Genomic DNA, 19,134 nt, shown 5'->3' on the forward strand with positions numbered 1-19,134 from the left:
CGATCGCTGCTAGTGGCAGGCTGCCTTGACGCCTTCGAGTCCCAGGAGCTGGGCGCCGACCCACTGGAGGTCGTTGGCGAGTGTGTGTCCCTTGCCCTTGCGGATGGCCTTGATCGCGCTCACGATCCGCTTGACCCCGACGCGCTTCGCCACCTTCACGATCTTCACCATCTTCGCGGCGGGCAGCAGGTTGGTCCCGATGGCGACGGCGACGGCGCCCATGCAGCCGAAGCTGGGCCATCCGAAGCCGACCAGGGGCTGCCCCGGCTTCCGGGTCTGCTGCTGCTTGAGGTAGGCGGCGGTCGCCTCGTCCCCCTGCGCCAGCACGTCCTCGGGCACGGACAGCATCGAGTTGAGCAGGGCTTCCCACTGGGCGTCATCGGCGTCGTCGTCGGAGTGGGCGACGGCGGCGGGTGCGGTGATGCCGGCGGAGACCGGAGTGGTGATGCCGGCGGAGACCGGAGTGGTGGTGCGCGGGGTGGCCTCGGCCGCGTGCGCGCCGGTGCTCGCGGTGAAGATCGCGCCCGCGGTGAGGGCGGATACGAGCATGGCGGTGCCGCGCGTGAAGAGGGTCCGGTCGGTCGTTCTGGTGAACATCTGTCCCCGTTGTTTCTCAAGGGTGGTGCGCGCACGCGCAACTGCCCGCCCTGGCAAGGCGGGAGAGACGCGCGTGCGGGTGTGGTCGAGATCAACAGAAGCAGACCGAGATCGGACGGGCTGTGACGGAAGCCATGATTCCGGCCTTGATGTCCCGGTAATTATGCGGATGTCACGCCCTGATAACCATCCGATCCCAGGCGCAGCACCGATGGAACCTTCAAAACTGAACTAGCGCTGCTACAGGGCGAGTCCCGCTGTTTCGCCTGCCTCCGCCGAGCCCGGCCGGGGCAGCGCCGTCTTCGCCGTCAGCCCCCGCGACTGCCAGGCGTTGTCACGCAGCTTGAACAGGGCCCAGTAGCGGGTCGGGCACAGCAGCACGACGTTCATGAACACCGAGGCCGGGGTGCCGACCAACCAGGACCGCCAGCGCTGCCGGGCCGTCATGTCCGGCCGCATGAGGACGTACAGCCCGGACTGCCCGAAGCGCACCACCAGGTACACGGCGAGATACACCAGGGCGATGCCGGGGTGGTGGTACCGCCCGCCCAGGGTCAGGGGCAGGCCGCAGGGACGGGACGACGCAAGGCCGCAGGGACGCGAGGGCGCGAGGCCGCAAGGACGTAAGGCCGGGAGGCCGGGACGCGGGACGCGGGGACGCGAGGCCTCGGGAACGGCGGCGCCCCCTGCCCGATGGCTCGGGGCAGGGGGCGTCGAGGGCGGCTTGCGGGAGGTTCGCCTACTTCACCGGCTCCGGCTCCGGTGCGTTCGCCGAGTCCGCCGTGCCCGCCGGCGGCTCGCCGTCGTCGCCGCCGGGCTCGGCTTCCGCCTGGACCGGCGTCTTGACCGAGTCCAGCAGGAGCTGGGCGACGTCCACGACCTGGATGGACTCCTTCGCCTTGCCGTCGTTCTTCTTGCCGTTGACGGAGTCCGTCAGCATGACCAGGCAGAAGGGGCAGGCCGTGGAGACGATGTCCGGGTTGACCGAGAGGGCCTCGTCGACGCGCTCGTTGTTGATGCGCTTGCCGATCCGCTCCTCCATCCACATCCGCGCACCACCGGCGCCGCAGCAGAAGCCGCGCTCCTTGTGGCGGTGCATCTCCTCGTTGCGGACTCCGGGGACGGCGGCGATGATCTCGCGCGGCGGTGTGTAGATCTTGTTGTGGCGGCCCAGGTAGCACGGGTCGTGGTAGGTGATGATGCCCTCGACCGGCGTGACCGGGATCAGCTTGCCCTCGTCCACCAGGTGCTGGAGCAGCTGCGTGTGGTGGATGACCTCGTAGTCGCCGCCGAGCTGCGGATACTCGTTGCCGAGGGTGTTGAGGCAGTGCGGGCAGGTCGCGACGATCTTCTTCGACGACTTCGGCTTCGCCGACTCGGGCGTCACCTTGCCCTCGTCGTCCATCTCCTCGCCGAACGCCATGTTCAGCGCCATGACGTTCTCCATGCCGAGCTCCTGGAACAGGGGCTCGTTGCCCAGGCGCCGGGCGGAGTCACCGGTGCACTTCTCGTCGCCGCCCATGATCGCGAACTTGACGCCCGCGATGTGGAGCAGCTCGGCGAAGGCCTTCGTGGTCTTCTTCGCGCGGTCCTCGAGCGCGCCCGCGCAGCCGACCCAGTACAGGTACTCGACCTCGGACAGGTCCTCGATGTCCTTGCCGACGACCGGGACCTCGAAGTCGACCTCCTTGAGCCACTCCAGGCGCTGCTTCTTCGCCAGGCCCCAGGGGTTGCCCTTCTTCTCCAGGTTCTTGAGCATCGTGCCCGCCTCGGACGGGAAGGACGACTCGATCATCACCTGGTAGCGGCGCATGTCGACGATGTGGTCGACGTGCTCGATGTCCACCGGGCACTGCTCGACGCAGGCACCGCAGGTCGTGCAGGACCACAGCACGTCCGGGTCGATGACGCCGTTGTCCTCCAGCGTGCCGACCAGGGGGCGCTCGGCCTCGGCCAGGGCGGCCGCGGGGACGTCCCTCAGCTGCTCCTCGGAGGCCTTCTCCTCGCCCTCCATCGTCTTGCCGCCGCCGGCCAGCAGGTACGGCGCCTTGGCGTGCGCGTGGTCGCGCAGGGACATGATCAGCAGCTTGGGGGAGAGGGGCTTGCCCGTGTTCCAGGCGGGGCACTGCGACTGGCAGCGGCCGCACTCGGTGCAGGTGGAGAAGTCCAGCAGGCCCTTCCAGGAGAACTGCTCGACCTGGGAGACGCCGAAGACGTCGTCGTCGCCCGGGTCGGCGAAGTCGATCGGCTTGCCGCCCGAGGTCATCGGCTGGAGCGCGCCGAGGGCGGTGCCGCCGCTCGACTCGCGCTTGAACCAGATGTTCGGGAACGCCAGGAAGCGGTGCCAGGCCACACCCATGTTGGTGTTGAGCGACACCACGATCATCCAGATGAACGAGGTGCCGATCTTGATCATGGCGACCAGGTAGACCAGGTTCTGCAGCGCCGTGACCGACAGGCCCTTGAAGGCGAGGACCAGCGGGTACGAGGCGAAGTAGGAGGCCTCGTAGTGGTCGACGTGGTGGAGCGCGCCCTCCAGGCCCCGCAGGACGTAGATCGCCAGGCCGATGGTGAGGATGACGTACTCGACGAAGTAGGCCTGGCCGGCCTTGGAGCCCGCGAAGCGGGACTTGCGGCCCGGGCGGCTCGGCAGGTTCAGCAGGCGGATCGCGATGAGCACCGCGATGCCCAGGATCGTCATCACGCCGATGAACTCGATGTACAGCTCGAACGGCAGGAACTCACCGACGACCGGCAGCACCCAGTCGGCCTGGAACAGCTGCCCGAAGGCCTGGGCCAGGGTCGGCGGGAGGGTCAGGAAGCCCACGGCGACGAACCAGTGGGCGACACCGACGATGCCCCACCGGTTCATGCGCGTGTGGCCGAGGAACTCCTTCACCAGGGTCACGCTGCGCTGGTAGGGGTTGTCGGTCCGGGTACCGGCCGGGACCGGCTGGCCCAGCTTGAAGTACCGGACGAACTGGCCGATCGCGCGTGCGAGCAGCGCGACGCCGACCACGGTCAGAACCAGCGACACGATGATCGCGGCGAGTTGCATGGGGGCTCCTCGGGCCTGCGAGGGGTTTCGTCGGGGTGACCTGTCGTTTTGCAGGCTTCCCCGAAATTACTAAGCGGTAACTTATGCAGTCCGTCTGAGACTACCCTCATCCTCCGCCGCACTGTAGCCGGGTGGGCAGTGATCTGAATCGCTGAGGGTTGCCTCAGAAACGGACCGATCCCCGTCGAGATCCCGTCGCGATCCCGTCGTGTTATTCATACCGAATTGTCATAATCGCGCCTACCTTATATCCGTGCTCTACGGGATCACCGCCGCCGCCACCGCCCTCCTCCTCACCGCCCTGCTCGCCGCCGCCCTGCGGGCACCCGCCCTGCGGCTGCGGCTGGTCGAGCGGCGCCGGCAGCGGGACGTGCCGCTGTCCGGGGGCGTGGCCGTCGTGCTTGTCACGGGGCTGGTCGTGGGGGCGGGGCAGTGGTGGGAGCTCGCGCCCCCGGCCGACGGGACGCGGGGGATCCTCCTCGCCGCGGGTGCCGTCGCCCTGCTCGGGCTCGTCGACGACGTGTGGCGGCTGCGGCGCCGGGTGCTGGCCGCCGGTACCGGCGTGGCGGCGGCGTGTGTCGTGCCGTACGAGGACACCGGGGTGGGCACCGGGCTGCTGGCCGTCGCGTGGGTGGTGGCGGTGGTGTTCGGGCTGCGCGGGCTCGATCACGCCGACGGGCTGGCGGGCACGAGCGGGGTCGTCGCCGCCTTCGGGGTGGCGGCCTGCGCGGCCGTCGAGGTGATGGACTCGATCGCCGGCCTGGTGAGCGTGCTGGCCGCCGCCCTGACCGGTTTCCTGCTGCACAACTGGCACCCCGCGCGCGTGGCGTTGGGCAGTTGCGGGTCCATGGCCGCGGGGTTCGTGATCGCCGTGGGCGCGGTGTACGCCCGGGCCGGGCTCGGGGTCGCGGAGAGCGCCGGGGTGCTGTTCGCGCTGACCGCCGTGGCCGCCGCCGACGCCGTCCTCGTACTGGCCACGCGGCGGCTGGCCGGGCGGGGGGTGCTGCGCAGCGGTCCCGACCATCTCGCGCACCGGTTGCGCAGGCTCGGGCTCACCGCGCCGGGGGCGAGTCTGCTGCTGGGGACCGGGGCGTTGTCCGGGATGCTCGTCGGGGTACTCGCGCATGCCGGCCGGATCGGGGCCGGTTCCCTGTGGTGGGTGGCGGGCGGGGCGCTGGTCGTGGTGTTCGCTCTTTCGCGTGTCCCTGTGTACGGACCTCGACGCAGGGTATCGCCGCAGGTCAGAGCGCCATTGCGTGTAAGGAACGGATAAGAGTTGAGTCTGCCCGACTCAGCTCTGTTGACCGGTCGGGGGCCGTCGTGCACACTTGAGTCCGTTCCACTCAAGTCAGCTGGAGGAATCACAATGGCACGTGCGGTCGGCATCGACCTGGGCACGACTAACTCCGTCGTCAGCGTTCTGGAGGGCGGCGAGCCCACCGTCATCACCAACGCCGAGGGCGCCAGGACCACGCCGTCCGTCGTCGCCTTCGCCAAGAACGGTGAGGTGCTCGTCGGAGAGGTGGCCAAGCGTCAGGCGGTCACCAACGTGGACCGGACCATTCGGTCGGTCAAGCGGCACATGGGCACCGACTGGAAGATCGAGCTCGACGGGAAGCCCTTCAACCCGCAGCAGATCAGCGCCTTCGTGCTCCAGAAGCTGAAGCGGGACGCCGAGGCCTACCTGGGCGAGAAGGTGACCGACGCGGTCATCACTGTCCCGGCGTACTTCAACGACTCCGAGCGCCAGGCCACCAAGGAGGCCGGTGAGATCGCGGGTCTGAACGTCCTGCGCATCGTCAACGAGCCGACCGCGGCCGCGCTCGCGTACGGCCTCGACAAGGACGACCAGACCATCCTGGTCTTCGACCTCGGTGGCGGTACGTTCGACGTCTCGCTGCTGGAGATCGGCGACGGCGTCGTCGAGGTGAAGGCCACCAACGGTGACAACCACCTCGGTGGTGACGACTGGGACCAGCGCGTCGTCGACTACCTCGTCCAGCAGTTCCAGTCCGGCCACGGCGTGGACCTGGGCAAGGACAAGATGGCCCTGCAGCGTCTGCGCGAGGCCGCCGAGAAGGCGAAGATCGAGCTGTCCTCGTCCACCGAGACCTCGATCAACCTGCCCTACATCACCGCCTCCGCCGAGGGCCCCCTGCACCTCGACGAGAAGCTCACCCGCGCCCAGTTCCAGCAGCTGACCGCGGACCTGCTGGAGCGCTGCAAGACGCCGTTCCACAACGTCATCAAGGACGCCGGCATCTCCATCAGCGAGATCGACCACGTCGTCCTGGTCGGCGGCTCGACCCGTATGCCGGCCGTCGCCGAGCTCGTCAAGGAGCTGACCGGCGGCAAGGACGCCAACAAGGGCGTCAACCCGGACGAGGTCGTCGCCATCGGCGCCGCCCTCCAGGCCGGTGTCCTCAAGGGCGAGGTCAAGGACGTCCTGCTCCTCGACGTCACCCCGCTGTCCCTCGGCATCGAGACCAAGGGCGGCATCATGACCAAGCTCATCGAGCGCAACACCACGATCCCGACCAAGCGGTCCGAGATCTTCACCACGGCCGAGGACAACCAGCCGTCCGTGCAGATCCAGGTCTACCAGGGCGAGCGCGAGATCGCGGCGTACAACAAGAAGCTCGGGATGTTCGAGCTGACCGGTCTGCCGCCGGCGCCCCGCGGCGTCCCGCAGATCGAGGTGTCCTTCGACATCGACGCCAACGGCATCATGCACGTGACCGCCAAGGACCTGGGCACGGGCAAGGAGCAGAAGATGACCGTCACCGGCGGCTCCTCGCTGCCGAAGGACGAGGTCGACCGCATGCGCCAGGAGGCCGAGCAGTACGCGGAGGAGGACCACAAGCGCCGCGAGGCCGCCGAGTCCCGCAACCAGGGCGAGCAGCTCGTCTACCAGACCGAGAAGTTCCTCAAGGACAACGAGGACAAGGTCCCGGGCGACATCAAGACCGAGGTCGAGGAAGCCGTCGCCGAGCTGAAGGAGAAGCTCAAGGGCGAGGACTCCACCGAGATCCGCACGGCCACGGAGAAGGTCGCGGCCGTCTCCCAGAAGCTCGGCCAGGCCATGTACGCGGACGCCAACGCGGCCCAGGCCGCCGGTGGCCCCGCCGGTGACGCCGGTGCGGCCGGTGGCGCCAAGCCCGCCGACGACGACGTCGTCGACGCCGAGATCGTCGACGAGGACCGGAAGGACGGTGCCGCGTGACGGAGGAGACCCCGGGCTTCGACGAGCAGCAGTCGCAGCAGCCCGACGTCCCTTCCGGCGCCACCTCCGACGACGCCGAGCCGAAGGCCGCCACCCCCTCCGCGGAGGAGGAGGCGGCCCCGGCCGGGGACACGGGCCAGGACGTGGCCCTGGTGGCCCAGCTGGACCAGGCCCGCTCGGCGCTCAACGAGCGCACGGCGGACCTCCAGCGCCTCCAGGCCGAGTTCCAGAACTACCGCCGCCGGGTCGAGCGTGACCGGATCGCGGTCAAGGAGATCGCCATCGCGAACCTCCTGACCGAGCTCCTGCCCGTGCTCGACGACATCGGCCGCGCACGCGAACACGGCGAACTGGTCGGCGGCTTCAAGTCCGTCGCCGAGTCGCTGGAGAGCACCGCGGCGAAGATGGGCCTGCAGCAGTTCGGCAAGGAGGGCGAGCCCTTCGACCCGACGATCCACGAAGCCCTGATGCACAGCTACGCACCGGACGTCACCGAGACGACGTGCGTCGCGATCCTGCAGCCCGGGTACCGGATCGGCGAGCGCACCATCCGCCCCGCGCGGGTGGCGGTGGCCGAACCCCAGCCGGGGGCGCAGACGGTCAAGGCGGACGAGTCCGCCGACGCCGACGACAAGGAGAGCGGTGGCCCGGACGAGGGCTGACGTCATAGACGAAGGGAAGGAGGGACGTCGAGGATGAGCACCAAGGACTTCATCGAGAAGGACTACTACAAGGTCCTCGGCGTCCCCAAGGACGCCACCGAGGCCGAGATCAAGAAGGCGTACCGGAAGCTCGCCCGCGAGAACCACCCGGACGCCAACAAGGGAAACGTCAAGGCGGAGGAGCGCTTCAAGGAGATCTCCGAGGCCAACGACGTCCTCGGCGATCCCAAGAAGCGCAAGGAGTACGACGACGCGCGCGCCCTCTTCGGCAACGGCGGCTTCCGCCCGGGGCCGGGCGGCGCGGGCGGCTCCTTCAACTTCGACCTGGGCGACCTCTTCGGAGGCGGCGCCCAGGGCGGCCAGGGAGCCGGCGGCTTCGGCGGCGGGCTCGGTGACGTCTTCGGGGGCCTGTTCAACCGCGGCGGCGCGGGCCCGGGTGCGCGGACGCAGCCCAGGCGCGGCCAGGACATCGAGTCCGAGGTCACGCTCAGCTTCACCGAGGCGATCGAGGGCGCGACCGTCCCGCTGCGCATGTCCTCGCAGTCGCCCTGCAAGGCCTGTTCGGGCACCGGCGACAAGAACGGCACACCGCGCGTGTGCCCGACCTGCGTCGGCACCGGGCAGGTCGCCCGGGGCAGTGGTGGCGGCTTCTCCCTCACCGACCCCTGCCCGGACTGCAAGGGCCGCGGCCTGATCGCGGAGAACGCCTGCGAGGTCTGCAAGGGCAGCGGCCGGGCCAAGTCCTCGCGGACCATGCAGGTGCGCATCCCCGCGGGCGTCAGCGACGGCCAGCGGATCCGGCTGCGCGGCAAGGGAGCGCCGGGCGAGCGCGGAGGCCCGGCGGGCGACCTGTACGTCGTCGTGCACGTGGACTCCCACCCGGTGTTCGGCCGCAAGGAGGACAACCTCACGGTCACCGTCCCGGTGACCTTCTCCGAGGCGGCCCTCGGCGGCGAGGTGCGGGTGCCCACCCTGGGCGGCCCGCCCGTGACGCTGAAGCTGCCTCCGGGCACGCCCAACGGGCGCACCATGCGCGCCCGTGGCAAGGGCGCGGTCCGCAAGGACGGCACCCGCGGCGACCTCCTGGTCACCGTCGAGGTGAGTGTTCCGAAGGACCTGTCGGGGAAGGCTCGTGACGCACTCGAGGCGTATCGCGAGGCGACCGCGGGTGAGGATCCGCGGGCGGAGCTGTTCCAGGCCGCGAAGGGAGCATGAGTCAGATGGACGGTCGTCGGCGCAATCCGTATGAACTGACCGAGGAGACCCCGGTCTACGTCATCTCGGTGGCGGCCCAGCTGTCCGGCCTGCACCCCCAGACCCTGCGCCAGTACGACCGGCTGGGCCTGGTGTCTCCGGACCGCACCGCGGGCCGGGGCCGCCGCTACTCGGCCCGTGACATCGAACTGCTGCGCACCGTCCAGCAGTTGTCGCAGGACGAGGGCATCAACCTGGCCGGAATCAAGCGCATCATCGAACTGGAGAACCAGGTCGCCGCGCTCCAGGCCCGGATCGCCGAGATGCAGGACGCGCTCGACGGCGCGGCGGCGGCGATGCGCCAGCGCGAGGCGGCGGTGCACGCGTCGTACCGCCGCGATCTGGTGCCGTACCAGGAGGTGCAGCAGACCAGCGCGCTGGTGGTGTGGCGGCCGAAGAGGCAGCAGCAGTCCGACTGACGCGTGTACGCGGGTGAAGGGGCCGGGAGTTGACTCCCGGCCCCTTTCGCATGCTTTGGAGGTCTTGCCCCGGTTTCGCTGGCCCTCCGGTGGATGACCGAGTGGTGCACGGCACTTGAAGATGATTCCGCAGAGTCTTCACAACGCTTGCGGAGCGTGGTGTTGTCATCTCGTTAAGTGGTTCCGCTTGACGCTGGGGGGCGCCTCCGCGTTGGCTTTTCAGTCACATGGGCACCAATGTTGTGCCCACGTCCGAATCACACGCGAAGTGAGCCCCCGCATGCGTCGTCGTATCTCCATATCCGTGGCCGCGGCCACGATGTCCGTCACGCTCGCCGGCTGCGGCGTGCTCAACGCGACGGGGAGCAGTGACGACGCGAGCCCGGCCAAGGGCAACGACATCACCGTCGGACTGCTGCTGCCGGAGAAGGCGAACACGCGGTACGAAAACTTCGACTACCCGATCATCAAGACGAAGGTCGAGTCGCTCACCAACGACAAGGGCCGCGTCGCGTACGCCAACGCCGAGGCGAACGCGGACAAGCAGGCGAGCCAGTTGCAGCAGATGATCGACGACCGGGTCGACGTGATCCTGCTGGACGCCGTCGACTCGCACGCCATCGCCGGCGGCGTGAAGAAGGCGAAGGAGGCCGGCATCCCGGTCATCGCCTACGACCGGCTGGCCGAGGGCCCGATCGACGCGTACATCTCCTTCGACAACGAGCTGGTCGGCGAGGTCCAGGGCCGCACCCTGCTGGAGGCCATCGGCGAGAACGCGAGCCTGTCCGACAAGATCGTCATGATGAACGGCTCGCCGACGGACCCGAACGCCAAGCAGTTCAAGGCCGGGGCGATGTCCGAGCTGAACGGCAAGGTGACCATCGCCGCGTCCTTCGACACCGCGGACTGGAAGCCGGAGAACGCCGAAGCCAACATGGCGAAGGCGATCGCGAAGATCGGCAAGGGGAACATCGCGGCGGTCTACTCCGCCAACGACGGCATGGCGGGCGGGATCGTCAAGGCCCTGGAGGCCGCGGGCGTGAGCGACCTGCCCCCGATCACCGGGCAGGACGCGGAGCTGCCGGCCGTGCAGCGGATCATCAGCGGCGAGCAGTACATGAGCGTGTACAAGTCCTACCCGCAGGAGGCGGAGAACGCCGCGGAGATGGCCGTCGCCAAGGTCCAGGGCCGCGACATCCAGTTCGCCTCCCTCACCCGCGACAAGGTCGACAGCCCCACGGACAAGGACATCCCGGCCCAGCTCGTGCCGGTGGTCGCGCTCACCAAGGAGAACATCAAGGACACGGTGGTCGCGGACGACATCTACAAGCTGTCGGACATCTGCACGGCCGAGTACAAGGCGGCGTGCCGGGCGATCGGGCTGAAGTAGGTGCGGGCGGGACACTGACGCGGGACTGCCAACCTCCCTGCCAACGCCCCTGCGGGCGCACGGGCGGTGGAAGGGTCGGATCGTCCGATGACGACCCGACCCTTGGGAGGTTCGAGATGAAGGCAATGCGCCGCGTCCTGGCGTCCGCGGTACTCGCCCTGTCGATCGGTGGTCTGGTGGCGCCCGCCGTGTCCGCGGCACCGGCTCAGGTGTCCGGGCAGGTGGCCGTCTCGGCCGCGGACGACCTGGCCGCCGCCCGGAACTGCCGTGCGGGGGACAACCACGACGAGGTCGCCGCCAAGTTCATCTCCCGCTGCAAGAAGGGCTCCATCCGGCGGGAGTTCCCCACGGACCGCCTGTCGCGCACGCTCGGCGAGATCTTCGCGGGCAAGCAGAGCGGCGACCGGGATGATGTCAAGGCGTGGAAGCTGCTGAACGACCGCCGCTTCGACAAGTAGCGGAGGGCGTTCGGCGCGTTGACCGACGTGCGGACAGGAGCGAGCGTGACCGACCGAACCGGTGCCGAGCAGCCGGCCCCGCAGCCCTACGTCGCCCTGGTGGTGATGGAGGCGTCCACCTCCGGACCGGCCCCGGCCGGGGAACCGGAGCAGCCCCTGTACCAGGAGAACTTCGTCCTGGTGCACGCGACCGACGAGCGGTCCGCCAGAGAGCGGGTCGAGCGGCGGGCGCGCGCGGCGGAGACCAGCTACCTGAACGACCGGCAGGAGACGGTCACCTGGCGACTGAAGGCGATCGTCGACGTGAAGGAGGCCGAGGACACCGACCTCGGCGGTGACGCCGACCTGTACACGCGTCACTTCCGCGACTGGGCGGCGTACGAGCGGGTGGAACCACTGCTCGCCCGCGAGGACGACACCCCCTAGCCGCGAGCGGCCGCTCGGCCCGGGCCGGGCACGGGGACGGACACCGTCTCCCGTGCCCGGCCCGGCCGCGTTTCGCGTCCCGTCGTGAACCGGAGCCCGGCGCGCGGCTACGTACCGGGCATGCGACACGACACGACAGCCGCCGCCCCGAAGCCGGCGGAACGCGACAAGCCCTCGCTGGTGACCGTGACCGGCACGGAACTGACCCGGCTCAAGCGGGGATTCCTCGTCTGGTACCACCTGCTGGCACCGGTGATCATCACCGTTCCGCTCTTCCTCGGCGCCCTCGGCTCCTCGGAGGCCAAGTCGGGGCAGACCTTCGAGGTGTTCCGGAACGTCACGCTGGAGTTCTGGGGCGTCCTCGTCCCGATGACGGCGGGCCTCGCCGCGGCGCTCTCGGTCCGCGCGGACCAGGACGCGTGGCGGCTGCTGCTCTCCTACGGTGTGCCGCGCGGCCGGTACTTCGTGGGGAAGGTGGCCGCCTTGGGCGTGCTCGGCTTCGTCTCGTCCACCGTCCTGCTCGTGATGCTCACCCTCGGCGCCGCGCTCAGCGGGCAGTTCCCCGACGCCCTCGGAACCGTCGCCGCCGCCGTCTACCTGCCCTGGCTGGTGGGCCTGTCCATGACGGCGATGGCGACGCTGGTGGCCGTCGTGTGGGGCATGGGCCCGAGTATCGGGGTGGGCGTCGCCGGGCTGCTGTGCGGGGCGCTCGTCTCCGACAAGACGTTCTGGTTCGCTGTGCCCTTCGCCTGGCCGATGCGGGTGGTGCTGCCGCTGGCCGGGATCGGGCCGAATGGCGTGCCGCTGCCCGACGACAGCCCCGTCACCGACCCCGGTGCCATCCCGCTCGCCGTGATCCTCGCCGCGGTCCTGTCCGCCGTGCTGCTCGCCGTGGGGCGACTTCACATGATCCGTAAGGAGATCTGAGATGAGCCACGCGCTGTTGATCCGTGACCTGCACAAGCACTACGGCGCCCACCGGGCCCTGGACGGGGTGGACCTGACGGTCGAGCCGGGCGAGGTCTACGGTCTGCTCGGCCCGAACGGGGCCGGGAAGACCACCCTGATGAAGGTGTTGCTGGGGCTCCAGAGGCCGACCCGCGGCACGCTGGAGATCCTCGGCAGGCCCGTGGGGCGCGACAGTCTCGCCGAGGTCGGGGCGCTCATCGAAGTACCGGGCCTGTGGCCCCAGCTCACGGCCGACGAGACCCTGGGCATCCACGCCCGGCTGCGCGGGGTGCCCACCGAGTGGATCGACCCGGCCCTGGAACTGGTCGGCATGACCGGCGCTCGGCAGCGCAGGGTGAAGGAGTACTCGCTCGGCATGCGCTGGCGGCTCGGTATCGCGGTGGCCCTGCTGGCCCGGCCGCGGCTGATCGTCCTGGACGAGCCGACGAACGGTCTGGACCCGGTGGGCATCCGGGAGATGCGCGGCATCATCCGGTCGCTGGCCGGCCAAGGGGTGGCGGTGCTCATCGCCAGCCACCAGCTGGCGGAAGTGGCCCAGGTGTGCGACCGGGTGCAGGTTCTGGTGGCCGGCCGGACCCGGTACGAGGGGCCGGTGGACGGACTCGCCGTCGACGGGAACGTGGAAGCGGGGTTCTTCCGCTTGGTGGAGACGGCCGACGCAGGAATCCGCTAGCCCGTGACGCCCCGCACCACCGCTCCGGGGCCCGCCCACCGAGAAGGGCAGGCGCCCGGGAGCTGGGGAGCCCGGTGGGGCCGGGCGGGGTGTCGGGGGTGCCGCGTCGGGCCGGGGCCGGTGCGGCACCCCCTGAGTTGCCGGTGTCAGCCGGCTCGGCGGATGCGCTCGCGCGGGCCGTCCTCGCCGATCAGGCCGAGCTCGGCCGCACGGGCGTGCAGCTCGCTGCGGCCGGACACGCCGAAGGTGTCGTACAGCCGGCGGATGCGCCGGTACATCGACCGCTCCGAGCAGTAGTTGCGCCGGGCGATCTCCGACACCGTCGCCGGGGAGCACAGCATCCGCAGCAACTCGGCGTCGTAGCCGGCCCCGCCGCCCGACTGCGCGCGGGGTGGGATCCGCGGCGATGCCGGGAGGGCCGGGCCCGGTGCCGCCGCGGCGGGCGGGTGCGCGGGAGCGTCCGGCAGGTAGCACAACCGGACCGGGGTGGAGGGCGCGCCGGGCGCGCGGTGGGCGCGCAACTGCGCGAGCAACAGGTCGGTCTGCCGTTCCTCGGTGATGGCGAGGTTGAAGACGGAACTCGCCCCCGCGCGTATGGCGTCGTGGGTCAGGTGTCCCGAGACGTCGTCGGTGACCGCGATCAGCAGGGCCATGGCGTGCCGGGTGCGCAACGCGCGCAGCCGGTCCGCCTGGAGTTCGCTGGACACCGGCAGGAAAACGGGTATCTGGGGTTCGCCGGGAGCGGCCAGCCGGGCGTCGTCGACGAAGTCGACGCGGTCGAGCCCGGCCAGCAGGAGGCTCAGCGGAGTGTCCGGCGTCGACAGGAGGGCCTGAAGGCCGGTGTGCGCGAGGACGTGAAGACGGTTTTTGACAATGAGCTGCGGCACAGCGTTGTTCCCCCGTGGTTCGTCAATCTGCGGTGGGCAGAAGGCAGAGCGCCGCATGGTCCGGGCGGCGCTGCGAGGGCCGGTGGTCAGCCGGCGGCCCCACAGAGTCTCAGTGTCTTGGTCAGCAGGGATCCGAGACTGATCGGGTCGCCGTCGTCGCCCTTGGCGCGCAGCGGGCCGATGTCGCGGTAACCGGCGTCACGGGCGCGGTCGTTCAGCGCGTACGTGGTGCCGTCGGGGCTGGTGAAGAGCGCCTGGTTGTCCTTTCCGCACCGGGCGGTGCCGTGGTCGACGGTGAGCGGCCAGGTGTAGCCGAGGTTGCGCTCGCTGATGCGCTGGGTGGTGGAGGTCGGGCTGGGCAGGGGCTCCGGGCGAGTGGTGCTCGGATGGGAGGTGCCGCTGCCGCCGCAGGCGGTGAGCAGAAACGGCAGGGCAGCAGCGCACAGGGCGAGGACCGGCCCGGTCTTGGACCGCAGGGCCGGTCCGGGGCGGGTGGTGTGGGGGGATGCGGTGTCGTGAGTCATGTACTGGCTACCTCGCTGGAACTCGCGGATGAACTACGGGATGAGGCAGAGGCGTTGACGGAGCGGCCGGTGGCCTTGAGGAGCGCCGCGTAGCCGTCCTCGAGGGTGGGGGGAACGGGCCGGGCGCCGGCCGGGGCGCTGGTGGCGACGACTCGGTACTCGGGTCCCGCCGTGGTGGTGACGGCGCTGACCACCTCCGCGCCCGGCGGCGGTGCCGGCGCGCCGGCCGGCAGTACGTATGTGCAGCCGGCCGCGTGGCTGATGAGCGCCGCGGTGGTGTCGTGGAAGACCAGTCGCCCCGCCGTGAGCACGGCGACCTCCGGGCAGGTCTGGGCCACGTCGTCGAGGATGTGGGTGGACAACAGCACGGTGCGGCCGCCGCCCAGCCCGGCCAGCAGGGCGCGGAACCGCATCCGCTCGTGGGGGTCGAGGCCGGCGGTCGGTTCGTCCACGATCAGCAGGGACGGATCGCCGAGCAGCGCCTGGGCGATGCCGACCCGCCGCCGCATGCCGCCTGAGAAGCCGCCCAGCCGCTCCCGCCCGGCCTCCTCGAGGCCGACCTCGGCCAGCCGTGTCTCCACCTGCCTGCGGCGTTCCCGTTTGTCGTGCAGCCCTTTCAGCACGGCGATGTAGTCGAGGAACTCCCGGGCCGACAGGTCCGGATACAGGGAGAGCTCCTGTGGCAGATACCCCAGGGCCCGCTTCATCGCGTTCAGACCCGCCGTGGTGGCCAGATCGTGGCCCCCGACGACCACGCGGCCCGAGGTGGGCCGCAACACCCCGGTCAGGATGCGCAGCAGCGTGGTCTTCCCGGCACCGTTGGCACCCAGCAGACCGACCGTGCCGCCCTCGATGTGCAGGTCGACGTGGTCCAGAGCGCGCCGGCCACCCGAGTGGACCTTGGTCAGGCGTTCCGTCGTGATGTTCATCGGGGTCAGGCTCCGTGTCGTCGAAGACGTGCGGTGAGGAGACAGAGGGCTTGGCACCCCGCGGCGGTCAGCAGCACCAGGGCGAGGTTCAGCAGGGCGGACGTGGTGGTGACGTCCGGGCGCAGGGGACCGGCCGAGCCGCGCGCCGCCCAGACGTCCGGGGCGCCGGCCCAGGCCACCAGGGGGTAGCCGCCGAGCGGTGACAGCACCGTGCCGGTGGGGGTGGGCACGGGGGAGAACCGGGGCGGGAAGTTGGTCGCCCACAGCCACAGCACCACCGTGACGGCCCGTGCGGCTGCCGTCGGCATCAGCACACCGAGCAGCCCGGCCACGGCCGCCGCCAGCACCGCGGCGGGCAGAACGGCCGTACCCAGGGCCGCCACGGCCGCGGCCAGGGGGCTGACACTGCCGGCGGTGAGCGACAGGAACGCCCCGTAGGCCAGGAGCAGCGCGGCGACCGGGGCCAGTGCGGTGAGCAGCGGACCGAGCAGGGAGCCCATGAGGCGGGGCAGCCGGCCGGAGGGGGTCGCGGCCAGCAGCTCCGGCAGGCCCCGGGCCTCCAGGTTGCGGCGCAGCCGGTCGGTCAGCGCCAGGGCCAGACCGAGCGTGCAGAAGGAGTTGACGAGCACGGCGGTGACACCGACCCGGGCCACGGGATCCGAGGCGCCGGTGACGACCGGGGAGGTGAACGCGAGCAACAGGGTGAGCGCGACCAGCGGCAGCACGGCGGCCCAGACGGCACGGCGCCGGGTCGCCATCAGCACCTCGTAGCGGATGCTCCACAGCAGCGCGGCCGTACGGGCTCCAGGGGCCGGCACCGCCGTGCGGGTCCGGCTCTGTGGTGTTCCGTGTGCGGACACTCAACCCTCCTGGTGATCCCTCGTCAGAACGCCCGACCGTTCCGCGTCGCCGAGAGTGTGCAGGGCGAGGGCGGTCAGGGCGATGCCCGTCATGGAGGCGGGCAGCCCCTGGGGAGCGCCGTGCGGCGCGATCCGGTCGACCAGCAGCAGTTTGGCCAGGCACAGCGCGGCGATCAGACCCGCGCCGGCGCCCGCCGACCCGGCCCGCACGGTGGCCCACACCGCGCAGCCCGTCAGCAGCACCGTCAGTCCGGCGAGTTCGGTGAGCAGGACGGCGGTGCCCATGGGCCGGTCGGTGGCGGTCAGCGCGACGGCCAGGCCGACAGCGGCGGCGGCCGTCACCCCGGCCGGCCAGCACAGGCGGCGGGCCACGGTCCGCGGATAGCCGGTGGGCAGCGTCAGGTGCAGTTCCGCCATCGGCTCCCGGGCGACCACGGTCGCACAGGCCAGGGCCGTGGTTGCGGGCACCGCCGTGGTGATCAGCGCCCGGGTGAGCAGCGCCCCGCCGCCCGGCCCGGTGGCCGTCGCCGCCCACGCCGTGAGGGCGGCGAGGAGCGGCAGGACCAGGGCGCCACGCCCGCAGCGACGGGCCTCGTGGAGCCATGCGTGCCAGGCGCCGGCAGTCATCAGTACTCCTCTCTGCGGCTCGGAGGCCGCCGCCTCTTCGCAGGGCCGGGGGAGTACCCGGCGAGAAGACGGCGGCCACCCTGTACGTAGCGCCAGGACGGCCAGGGGTTCACAGGAGTCGCGGTTCGCTTTTCCCGTGGTGGTCACCTCAGGGAGCGTGTCCGGACGGATAGCGGCGCATGGCCGTGGCGGCCCAGGCGAGCAGGAGAACCGACGCGGCCACGGTCCACGGCGTGGTGGACAGCACGTGTCCCAGTACGGTCTCCAACGGCGACGACACCAGCCCCTGAGGCCCTGTCACGACGCCTGCCAGCCACAGGGTGCCGCCTGCCGCCGCTCCGGCCGCCGGCGCGACGCGCACCGCCAGGGACAGGGCGAGTGACGCGGCCAGCAGCGCCTCGCCCAGCCAGTCGGTCACCACCGGCCACCACCCCGGCCCCCCGACCAGCGCCGAGCACAGCACGGCCAGGAGGAGGTCGGCGCCGAGCACGACGGCCATCCGGGCGAGGAACACGGTGCCGGGAGGCAGGGGAAGGGTGAACTGCAGTTCGTGACGCGGATCCCGGCGCGGTGATGCCACGGTGAGGGCCGCCGGCAGGACCAGCAGCACGCACACCGCGCCGAACAGCCGCAGCCCGAGGCGTTCCTCGCTGAGCACGGGCGCCAGCACCGCGGCCGCGATCAGCCCGATCGCGGTCAGCGGAGCCAGCGACCGAGGCATCATCGCGGCCTCGGTCCGGGCGAGTTGCCAGGCCAGACGCCAGGGGGAGGGGAAGCGCGGCATCCGGTGCGCGGCGGCCGGGCCGTGCGGGGACGGAACCGGTACCGGCGGTGCGCCCGCCCCGGCTCCGGGCGTCCGGGCGTCTTCCGGCGTCTGGCCGGCCTGGGCGGCGTCCCGGGGGCCGGCCGTCGCGGCGGCCAGCGCGGGCCCCAGCAACCGGTCGAAGGACGGTACGGCCAGGGTGCGGACGTCCTCCGCCTCGACCGCCGCCCGCCCGACGGCGCGCCAGTCCGCGAGCCGGGTCCGGCAGCCCGCGCACTCGGCCAGGTGGCGCGTCCAGGCGGCCTGCTGTTCACCGGGCGTGTCCCGCACCAGCCGGACCAGTTCCTCGTCCGCGAGGTGTTCACTCATCGTCGTCCTGTTCCTTCCAGCCGCGAGGCGGCGAGCATGCTGCCCAGCCGCCTGCGCGCATGGGACATCCGGCTTTTGACGGTGCCCACCGGGATGCCGAGGACGGCGGCCACCTCCGGGTAGGCGAGTTCTTCCACGAGGACCAGCCCCAGCACTTCACGCAGGTGTTCGGGCAAGGCGCGTACGGCCTCCCGCAGCTCGGTGCGCTCGGCGGCCACCATGACCTGTTCCTCCACCCCGGGATCCGGGTGCGGCACGTGCTCCGCCTCGTCGAGATCGGTGAGGGGCGGGCGCGACCGGCGCAGCTGGTTGTGCGCCTGCCGACGCGCCACCCCGAGCAGCCAGCCGCGGACCGAGGACTCCCCGCGGAAGCCGGCTGCGGACCGCCAGACCGCGAGCCAGGACTCCTGCAGGATCTCCTCAGCCACGGCCGGTTCGGAGGTGAGTCTGCGGATCAGGCGCAGCATGGCGGCCGCGTGCCGCTCGTACAGGGTCCGCAGGGCGGTCTGGTCACCACGGGCGGCGGCGGTCAGCAGGGCTTCGTCCGAACACACACGAAGTACGTAGCGCGCGGTGCTGCCATGGTTCACGTCGGCACCGAAAGTTTCGGCCACTTCCGCGGGACCGCTTCAGCGGCCACCGCAGCGGTGACTGCGGTGGCGCCCCGGCGTAACCACCGCTGCCAGGGGACTGCCATTACTGCCAGCCCGGCCACGAGCCGTTGAGCGCCGGCCTCGGGGCATGGTTCCGTGCTCCACGGATCGATCCGACGAACACATTTCCGGTTCTTCCGACGAAGGAGCCTGACATGGGCACGCACGGAATCGCACAGCACGACGAGGCCGACCTGTTCGACCTCGACCTGGAGATCGGCGTGGAGAAGTCGGTCGCCGGCCCGGCCATCACGTCCATCTCCTACTGCACGCCGGGTTGCACCAGCGACGGCGGCGGTTCGGGTTGCAGCCACTGCTGCTGACGCCCTGCCCCCGGAGGCCGGCCGGGACCCCGGCCGGCCTCCGGGCCTCGCTCCCGTCCGAAAACGGGCC

At 71.0% G+C, this 19,134-nt stretch carries 21 protein-coding genes; 11 read left to right on the forward strand and 10 right to left on the reverse strand.

The genetic code is table 11. The features are described 5' to 3' along the window. Nucleotides 1-9 precede the first annotated feature (9 nt). The 3 genes from AB0I06_RS05670 to AB0I06_RS05680 form a co-directional block, all read right to left on the reverse strand. The gene (locus AB0I06_RS05670) at nucleotides 10-597 is read right to left on the reverse strand and encodes a hypothetical protein (RefSeq protein ID WP_363117444.1); all 588 of its coding nucleotides are present in this window, start codon (nucleotides 595-597) and stop codon (nucleotides 10-12) included. A gap of 240 nt (nucleotides 598-837) precedes the next feature. Beyond that, on the reverse strand, nucleotides 838-1,113 hold the full coding sequence (locus AB0I06_RS05675; protein WP_363117445.1) for a hypothetical protein: 276 nt from the start codon (nucleotides 1,111-1,113) through the stop codon (nucleotides 838-840). 223 nt (nucleotides 1,114-1,336) lie between these two features. Further along, complete coding sequence (locus tag AB0I06_RS05680; protein ID WP_363117446.1) at nucleotides 1,337-3,655, reverse strand: heterodisulfide reductase-related iron-sulfur binding cluster; 2,319 nt, start codon at nucleotides 3,653-3,655, stop codon at nucleotides 1,337-1,339. 253 nt (nucleotides 3,656-3,908) lie between these two features. Between AB0I06_RS05680 and AB0I06_RS05685 the strand changes: the two genes are divergently transcribed. The 10 genes from AB0I06_RS05685 (at nucleotide 3,909) to AB0I06_RS05730 (ending at nucleotide 13,129) form a co-directional block, all read left to right on the forward strand. Beyond that, complete coding sequence (locus tag AB0I06_RS05685; RefSeq protein WP_363117447.1) at nucleotides 3,909-4,928, forward strand: undecaprenyl/decaprenyl-phosphate alpha-N-acetylglucosaminyl 1-phosphate transferase; 1,020 nt, start codon at nucleotides 3,909-3,911, stop codon at nucleotides 4,926-4,928. A gap of 93 nt (nucleotides 4,929-5,021) precedes the next feature. Then, the gene (gene dnaK / locus AB0I06_RS05690) at nucleotides 5,022-6,878 is read left to right on the forward strand and encodes a molecular chaperone DnaK (RefSeq protein WP_363117448.1); all 1,857 of its coding nucleotides are present in this window, start codon (nucleotides 5,022-5,024) and stop codon (nucleotides 6,876-6,878) included. Beyond that, nucleotides 6,875-7,540, forward strand: coding sequence for a nucleotide exchange factor GrpE (gene grpE / locus AB0I06_RS05695; RefSeq protein WP_363117449.1), 666 nt, complete (start codon nucleotides 6,875-6,877; stop codon nucleotides 7,538-7,540). The genes dnaK and grpE overlap by 4 nt, the downstream gene beginning before the upstream one ends. Before the next feature lie 33 nt (nucleotides 7,541-7,573). Continuing rightward, nucleotides 7,574-8,755 (forward strand): molecular chaperone DnaJ, encoded by a 1,182-nt coding sequence (gene dnaJ, locus AB0I06_RS05700; protein WP_363117450.1) that lies wholly within the window; start codon nucleotides 7,574-7,576, stop codon nucleotides 8,753-8,755. A 5-nt stretch (nucleotides 8,756-8,760) separates the two neighbouring features. Then, nucleotides 8,761-9,213 (forward strand): helix-turn-helix domain-containing protein, encoded by a 453-nt coding sequence (locus AB0I06_RS05705; RefSeq protein ID WP_363117689.1) that lies wholly within the window; start codon nucleotides 8,761-8,763, stop codon nucleotides 9,211-9,213. Between the two features lie 268 nt (nucleotides 9,214-9,481). Continuing rightward, nucleotides 9,482-10,603, forward strand: coding sequence for a substrate-binding domain-containing protein (locus AB0I06_RS05710; RefSeq protein WP_363117451.1), 1,122 nt, complete (start codon nucleotides 9,482-9,484; stop codon nucleotides 10,601-10,603). 116 nt (nucleotides 10,604-10,719) lie between these two features. Beyond that, entirely contained in the window at nucleotides 10,720-11,061 is a 342-nt protein-coding gene (locus AB0I06_RS05715; RefSeq protein WP_363117452.1) for a hypothetical protein, read from the forward strand. 45 nt (nucleotides 11,062-11,106) lie between these two features. Further along, nucleotides 11,107-11,487 carry a DUF4288 domain-containing protein gene (locus AB0I06_RS05720; protein ID WP_363117453.1) on the forward strand — a complete coding sequence of 127 codons (381 nt, stop codon included), beginning with the start codon at nucleotides 11,107-11,109 and terminating at the stop codon, nucleotides 11,485-11,487. A gap of 120 nt (nucleotides 11,488-11,607) precedes the next feature. After that, nucleotides 11,608-12,414 carry an ABC transporter permease gene (locus AB0I06_RS05725; protein ID WP_363117455.1) on the forward strand — a complete coding sequence of 269 codons (807 nt, stop codon included), beginning with the start codon at nucleotides 11,608-11,610 and terminating at the stop codon, nucleotides 12,412-12,414. Nucleotide 12,415: 1 nt separating this feature from the next. After that, a complete protein-coding gene (locus tag AB0I06_RS05730) occupies nucleotides 12,416-13,129 on the forward strand; it encodes an ATP-binding cassette domain-containing protein (protein ID WP_363117456.1) in 714 nt (237 codons plus the stop codon). A 146-nt stretch (nucleotides 13,130-13,275) separates the two neighbouring features. Here the strand turns inward: AB0I06_RS05730 and AB0I06_RS05735 are convergent, their stop codons facing one another. From AB0I06_RS05735 to AB0I06_RS05765, 7 genes are all read right to left on the reverse strand, one after another. Then, nucleotides 13,276-14,016 (reverse strand): DNA-binding response regulator, encoded by a 741-nt coding sequence (locus AB0I06_RS05735; protein WP_363117457.1) that lies wholly within the window; start codon nucleotides 14,014-14,016, stop codon nucleotides 13,276-13,278. Between the two features lie 86 nt (nucleotides 14,017-14,102). After that, nucleotides 14,103-14,540, reverse strand: coding sequence for a hypothetical protein (locus AB0I06_RS05740; RefSeq protein ID WP_363117458.1), 438 nt, complete (start codon nucleotides 14,538-14,540; stop codon nucleotides 14,103-14,105). Further along, nucleotides 14,537-15,469: an ATP-binding cassette domain-containing protein gene (locus AB0I06_RS05745; protein ID WP_363117459.1), complete on the reverse strand. Its 933-nt coding sequence runs from the start codon at nucleotides 15,467-15,469 to the stop codon at nucleotides 14,537-14,539. Before AB0I06_RS05745 ends, AB0I06_RS05740 begins: the two co-directional genes overlap by 4 nt. Nucleotides 15,470-15,474: 5 nt before the next feature. Then, on the reverse strand, nucleotides 15,475-16,329 hold the full coding sequence (locus AB0I06_RS05750; RefSeq protein WP_363117460.1) for a hypothetical protein: 855 nt from the start codon (nucleotides 16,327-16,329) through the stop codon (nucleotides 15,475-15,477). Then, complete coding sequence (locus tag AB0I06_RS05755) at nucleotides 16,330-16,956, reverse strand: hypothetical protein (RefSeq protein ID WP_363117462.1); 627 nt, start codon at nucleotides 16,954-16,956, stop codon at nucleotides 16,330-16,332. Nucleotides 16,957-17,104: 148 nt separating this feature from the next. Then, nucleotides 17,105-18,088, reverse strand: a complete 984-nt coding sequence (locus tag AB0I06_RS05760; RefSeq protein WP_363117463.1) for a hypothetical protein — start codon at nucleotides 18,086-18,088, stop codon at nucleotides 17,105-17,107. Further along, a complete protein-coding gene (locus AB0I06_RS05765; protein ID WP_363117464.1) occupies nucleotides 18,085-18,642 on the reverse strand; it encodes a sigma-70 family RNA polymerase sigma factor in 558 nt (185 codons plus the stop codon). The genes AB0I06_RS05760 and AB0I06_RS05765 overlap by 4 nt, the downstream gene beginning before the upstream one ends. Before the next feature lie 254 nt (nucleotides 18,643-18,896). Here AB0I06_RS05765 and AB0I06_RS05770 point away from each other — a divergent pair, with 254 nt between their 5' ends. Further along, nucleotides 18,897-19,064 carry a gallidermin/nisin family lantibiotic gene (locus AB0I06_RS05770; RefSeq protein WP_086603600.1) on the forward strand — a complete coding sequence of 56 codons (168 nt, stop codon included), beginning with the start codon at nucleotides 18,897-18,899 and terminating at the stop codon, nucleotides 19,062-19,064. Nucleotides 19,065-19,134 lie beyond the last annotated feature (70 nt).

It is taken from the genome of Streptomyces sp. NPDC050674, assembly GCF_040654575.1.
In the GTDB taxonomy this organism is placed as follows: Bacteria; Actinomycetota; Actinomycetes; order Streptomycetales; family Streptomycetaceae; genus Streptomyces.

Bases quoted from the DNA above. Each gene is read 5' to 3' on its own strand.
- AB0I06_RS05670 (WP_363117444.1), bottom strand. From the start codon at position 597: ATGTTCACCAGAACGACCGACCGGACCCTCTTCACGCGCGGCACCGCC.
- AB0I06_RS05680 (WP_363117446.1), bottom strand. From the start codon at position 3,655: ATGCAACTCGCCGCGATCATCGTGTCGCTGGTTCTGACCGTGGTCGGC.
- dnaK (WP_363117448.1), top strand. From the start codon at position 5,022: ATGGCACGTGCGGTCGGCATCGACCTGGGCACGACTAACTCCGTCGTC.
- dnaJ (WP_363117450.1), top strand. From the start codon at position 7,574: ATGAGCACCAAGGACTTCATCGAGAAGGACTACTACAAGGTCCTCGGC.
- AB0I06_RS05705 (WP_363117689.1), top strand. From the start codon at position 8,761: ATGGACGGTCGTCGGCGCAATCCGTATGAACTGACCGAGGAGACCCCG.
- AB0I06_RS05715 (WP_363117452.1), top strand. From the start codon at position 10,720: ATGAAGGCAATGCGCCGCGTCCTGGCGTCCGCGGTACTCGCCCTGTCG.
- AB0I06_RS05725 (WP_363117455.1), top strand. From the start codon at position 11,608: ATGCGACACGACACGACAGCCGCCGCCCCGAAGCCGGCGGAACGCGAC.
- AB0I06_RS05730 (WP_363117456.1), top strand. From the start codon at position 12,416: ATGAGCCACGCGCTGTTGATCCGTGACCTGCACAAGCACTACGGCGCC.
- AB0I06_RS05740 (WP_363117458.1), bottom strand. From the start codon at position 14,540: ATGACTCACGACACCGCATCCCCCCACACCACCCGCCCCGGACCGGCC.
- AB0I06_RS05745 (WP_363117459.1), bottom strand. From the start codon at position 15,469: ATGAACATCACGACGGAACGCCTGACCAAGGTCCACTCGGGTGGCCGG.
- AB0I06_RS05755 (WP_363117462.1), bottom strand. From the start codon at position 16,956: ATGACTGCCGGCGCCTGGCACGCATGGCTCCACGAGGCCCGTCGCTGC.
- AB0I06_RS05760 (WP_363117463.1), bottom strand. From the start codon at position 18,088: ATGAGTGAACACCTCGCGGACGAGGAACTGGTCCGGCTGGTGCGGGAC.
- AB0I06_RS05770 (WP_086603600.1), top strand. From the start codon at position 18,897: ATGGGCACGCACGGAATCGCACAGCACGACGAGGCCGACCTGTTCGAC.